The following is a 4,410-nucleotide window of genomic DNA, read 5'->3' on the forward strand; positions in this document are numbered from 1 at the left end:
GCTGAAGACCGCGTCCGCGCCGCGCATGCGCACCGCGGCTACCGCTCGTTCGCGGCGCGGAAGAAATCGATGAACGCCCGCATCCGCGCCGCCATGTGCAGGCGGCTCGGGAAGTAGACGAACCAGCCCGGGACCTCGGCGCCATGCGTGGGCAGCAGGCGCACGAGCCGCCCTTCGGCGATCGCGCCGGTGGCCAGCCGCTCGAAGGTGCAGGCCACGCCGCAGCCGGCGATCGCGGCCGCCACCACCGCCGGCATGCTGTCCACCACCAGCCGGCCCTTCACCTCCATCTCCAACGGGTGGCCGTCGACGGCCAGCGTCCACGGATACAGCGCGCGCGTGGTCTTCAGCCGCAGGCGAATGCAGTCGTGCGCCAGCAGGTCCGCGGGCGATGCGACCGGCGGGCGGCCCTGCAGGTAAGCGGGCGCCGCCACCACCGCCATCCGCTCGCTGCGCAGCAGCGGCGTGGCCACCATGTCCAGCGCCAGGCGCTCGCCGAGCCGCACGCCGGCATCGAAACCGTCGGCGACGATGTCGCGCAGCCCGTCGTCCACCGAAACCTCCAGCCGCAGCTGCGGGTAGCGCCGCATGAAGGCGCCCAGGTGAGGCTCGATCAGCATCGAATAGGCCACCGTCGGGACCGTCAGCCGCAGCTCGCCGCGCACCTCCTTGTCGCCGCTGGCGAGCGCCGCGACCGCGCCGTCGATGGCCGACAGCGCCGGCGCGACCTGCTCCAGCAGCAGCGCGCCTTCGGCCGTGAGTTGCACCGCGCGCGTGGTGCGATTCAGCAGCCGCACACCCAGCTGCGCCTCCAGCCGGCGCACCGACTTCGACAGCGCCGTCGGCGTGACGCCGGCCGCCTGCGCCGCGCGGCTGAAGCTGTGGTGGCGCGCCACCTGGGCGAACGCGTGGAGCAAGGCGAAGTGGGTCGGGTTCATGGGTCGCGATTGATGCCGCGCGGTTCATGCCCTTTTAACAGCCAGCGGGCTGGCGGACAAACGCATGCGGCGAAAGAATGCGCCACCTTTTCAACGCCGGAAACAACAATGCGCACCGCCCCGAAATACCAGGCCCCCGGCCTGAACCGCCGCCGCGTCGGCGACTTCACCGTCACCTGCGTGAGCGATGGCTACCTGGATATCTCGTTCGAGCTTCTGAGCGGCATCGACGCGGCAAGCGCCGAAGACGTCCTGCGTGCCGCCGGCGCGCCGCCGCTGCCGCGCATGAACATCAACACCTACGTGGTGCAGGACGCCACGCGCACCATCCTGATCGACAGCGGCGCGGGCGGCTACAACGGCTGGGGCGGCCGGCTGCCGGTGGCGCTTGCGGCCGCGGGTGTCGACCCCGCCGACGTGGACACCGTGCTGCTCACGCATGCGCACCCGGACCACGTGGGCGGCCTGGCCGGCCCCGGTGCCGCGCCCCGCTTTCCCAACGTGCAGGCGCTGTATCTGCACGAAGCCGAACTCGCGTTCTGGCAGGACGATGCCATCCGCGGCCAGTCGCCCGACGGCTTCCGCCCGTTCTTCGACATCGCCCGCAACGCTCTTGCCGCCTACGACGGCCGGCTGCGGCCCTTCCGCGGCGAAGCGGTGGTTCCGGGCATCACCGCGGTGCCGCTGCCCGGCCACACGGCGGGCCACACCGGCTACCTGATCGAGTCCGACGGCGAAGCGCTGCTGGTCTGGGGCGACATCGTGCACTTCCCCGACCTGCAGGCCGCGCGCCCGGAGATCACCATCGCTTTCGACAGCGACGCAGCCCAGGCGGCCAAGGTGCGCAGGCAGCTGCTGGACCGTGCCTGCGCCGACCGGCTGCTGATCGGCGGCATGCATTTGAATACGCCCAACTTCGTGCACGTGGAGCGCGCGCGCGAAGGCTATGCGCTGGTCAAGGAAATCTGGTCGCCCGCCCTGCTCTAGCCAGCGAACGGCGGTCGCGGCCGAGACCCTGCCTGCTGCAGCGTCTTAGGCCCTGGCCTATCATCGACCGGTCTTCAGGGCGGGGTGAAATTCCCCACCGGCGGTAGGCGGCGGGGATCTCCCTGCCGCGAGCCCGCAAGCGCCCGGGCACCGCAACGCGCCCGGGGTCAGCAGACCCAGTCCAATGCTGGGGCCGACGGTCCGGGAAGCGCCAGCTTCCTCACAGTCCGGATGAAAGAAGATTCGCGGCACCGCAAGGCGCCGCGATGTGTCCGTGCCTCCGCGCGCAAGCGCCGGCGTGCGGGCGTTTCTTGCTGCCTTGAAGCGTTTTTGTTCAACCAAACAGGAGCGTTTCATGATCTCTGTCCCTTCCTCACCCGCCGCGCAGGGGATCGCGCTGGCACCCATCCCCGATGTCCTCGACGCGATCCGCGCCGGCCGGCCCGTGCTCGTGCTGGACGATGACGACCGCGAGAACGAGGCCGACCTGATCTGCGCCGCGGACCTGGTCACGCCCGAAGTCATGGCGATGCTGATCCGCGAGGGCAGCGGCATCGTCTGCCTGTGCATCCACCCCGGCCAGGCCGATGCGCTGCGCCTGCGGCCGATGGTGGAGGTCAACCGCTCGCGCTACGCCACCGCCTTCACCCAGTCGATCGAGGCGGCGTTCGGCGTCAGCACCGGCGTGTCGGCCGCCGACCGCGTGCAGACCATCCGCTGCGCGCTGCGCTCCACGCTGGAGCGCAGCGAGATCGTCAGCCCGGGCCACGTGTTCCCGCTGATCGCGCGGCCCGGCGGCGTGCTGGAACGCCAGGGCCACACCGAAGCGGCGGTGGACCTCGCGGTGCTGGCCGACCGCGCGCCCGCCGGCGTGCTGTGCGAGCTGATGAATCCCGACGGCAGCATGGCGCGCGGCGCCCAGGTGGCGGCCTTCGCCGAGAGCCATGGCCTGCTGTGCACTACGGTCGAGGCGATCCGCGCGTGGCGCGCGGCGCAAAATTCCTAGCCTCGCTAAGAATTTTGCTTAGCTGGCGCGGGCCGCGCGGTGGTTTCATGGGGGGGTGCCAAACCGTCTTCTGCCATGACACCGCCGCCCGCCCCGCCATTCCCCGCGCATGCTGCGGACGATCCAGCCTTTCTGCGGCTGGTGCTGGAGAACTCCGGTCCGATGTTCTGGGTGGACCGCGAGAGCGGATGCATCACCTATGCCAATCCGGCGGCGTGCCGGGACCTGGGCTATGCGCGCGACGAACTGCTCGCGCTGCGCTTGAACCAGGTCGCCGTGGGCTTTCATGCCGAGGATGCGCATGCCATTTCGGAGCGAATCCGCGCCAACGGCGGTCCGGCCAGCTTCAAGTCGCAGCACCGCCGCAAGGACGGCAGCGTGCGCGACGTCGAGATCACCGCGCACCTGGCCGAGTACGGCAACAGCGCCATGTACATCTGCGCGGTCAAGGACATCACCGAGCAGCGCCGCGCCGAGCTGGGCTTCGAGGCGCACCGCGCCACGCTGACCGCCGTGGTCGACTCGATCCCCGACCCGATCTCCTACCGCGACATGCACGGCGTGTACCTGGGGTGCAATCAGGCGTTCGTCGAAATGGTGGGCCGCTCGGTGGAGGCGGTCGTCGGCAGGAAGCCGCGCGACATCGCGCCCACTCCGGAAGTCGCCGACTGGGTCGAAGCGCTGGATGACCAGATGCGCGCCAACCCGCAGCGGTCGACCCACGAGAACTGGGTCCAGTATTCCGATGGCCGCCGCGTGCTGCACGAAACGGTGCGCACGCCGCTGCGCGACTCCGACGGCCGGCTGATCGGCATCCTGGGCATCGCGCGCGACATCACCGCGCGCAAGCAGACCGAGGACGAGGTGCGCCAGGCCAAGGAAGCGGCCGAGGAAGCCACCCGCATGAAGTCGGACTTCCTGGCCAACATGAGCCACGAGATCCGCACGCCGATGAACGCCATCATCGGCCTGTCGCACCTGGCCCTGAAGACCGCGCTCACGCCGCGCCAGCGCGACTACATCCTGAAGGTGGAGTCGGCCGGCCAGCACCTGCTGGGCGTGGTCAACGACATCCTGGACTTCTCCAAGGTGGAAGCCGGCAAGCTGGACCTGGAGACCACCGAGTTCGAACTCGCCAGGGTGCTGGACAGCACCGGCAACCTGATCGCCGAGAAGTGCCACGCGAAGGGGCTGGAACTGGTATTTGAGGTCGCGCCCGACGTGCCGCGTCGCCTGGTGGGCGACCCGCTGCGGGTGGGGCAGATCCTGCTCAATTACGCCAACAACGCGGTCAAGTTCACCGAGCAGGGCGAGATCCGCATTTCGGTGCGCGCCAGCCATTGCACCGAGCGCGAGGTGCTGCTGCATTTCCGCGTGCAGGACACCGGCATCGGCTTGACGCCCGAGCAGAGCGCGCGCCTGTTCCAGAGCTTCAGCCAGGCCGACACCTCCACCACGCGCAAGTTCGGCGGCACCGGC

4 protein-coding genes and 1 riboswitch are annotated in these 4,410 nt (G+C 69.9%); of the genes, 3 read left to right on the forward strand and 1 reads right to left on the reverse strand.

Translation table 11 applies throughout. From position 1 onward, the window contains the following. Positions 1–38 precede the first annotated feature (38 nt). A complete protein-coding gene (locus tag H0U68_RS05325) occupies positions 39–938 on the reverse strand; it encodes a LysR family transcriptional regulator (protein ID WP_296353400.1) in 900 nt (299 codons plus the stop codon). A gap of 108 nt (positions 939–1,046) precedes the next feature. Here H0U68_RS05325 and H0U68_RS05330 point away from each other — a divergent pair, with 108 nt between their 5' ends. From H0U68_RS05330 to H0U68_RS05340, 3 genes are all read left to right on the forward strand, one after another. Next, positions 1,047–1,925 (forward strand): MBL fold metallo-hydrolase, encoded by an 879-nt coding sequence (locus H0U68_RS05330; RefSeq protein WP_296353402.1) that lies wholly within the window; start codon positions 1,047–1,049, stop codon positions 1,923–1,925. A 66-nt stretch (positions 1,926–1,991) separates the two neighbouring features. Further along, positions 1,992–2,172: riboswitch (FMN riboswitch) on the forward strand. Positions 2,173–2,280: 108 nt separating this feature from the next. Further along, positions 2,281–2,931 (forward strand): 3,4-dihydroxy-2-butanone-4-phosphate synthase, encoded by a 651-nt coding sequence (gene ribB, locus H0U68_RS05335; protein WP_296353404.1) that lies wholly within the window; start codon positions 2,281–2,283, stop codon positions 2,929–2,931. A gap of 75 nt (positions 2,932–3,006) precedes the next feature. Continuing rightward, positions 3,007–4,410: PAS domain-containing hybrid sensor histidine kinase/response regulator (locus tag H0U68_RS05340; RefSeq protein WP_296353406.1), on the forward strand; the 1,404-nt coding region annotated here is incomplete at its 3' end.

The sequence above is a fragment of the Ramlibacter sp. genome (assembly GCF_013697775.1).
Classification (GTDB): Bacteria; Pseudomonadota; Gammaproteobacteria; order Burkholderiales; family Burkholderiaceae_C; genus Ramlibacter.

Excerpts from the sequence above, each read along its gene's own strand:
- H0U68_RS05325 (WP_296353400.1), bottom strand. The coding sequence starts at position 938 with ATGAACCCGACCCACTTCGCCTTGCTCCACGCGTTCGCCCAGGTGGCG.
- H0U68_RS05330 (WP_296353402.1), top strand. The coding sequence starts at position 1,047 with ATGCGCACCGCCCCGAAATACCAGGCCCCCGGCCTGAACCGCCGCCGC.
- ribB (WP_296353404.1), top strand. The coding sequence starts at position 2,281 with ATGATCTCTGTCCCTTCCTCACCCGCCGCGCAGGGGATCGCGCTGGCA.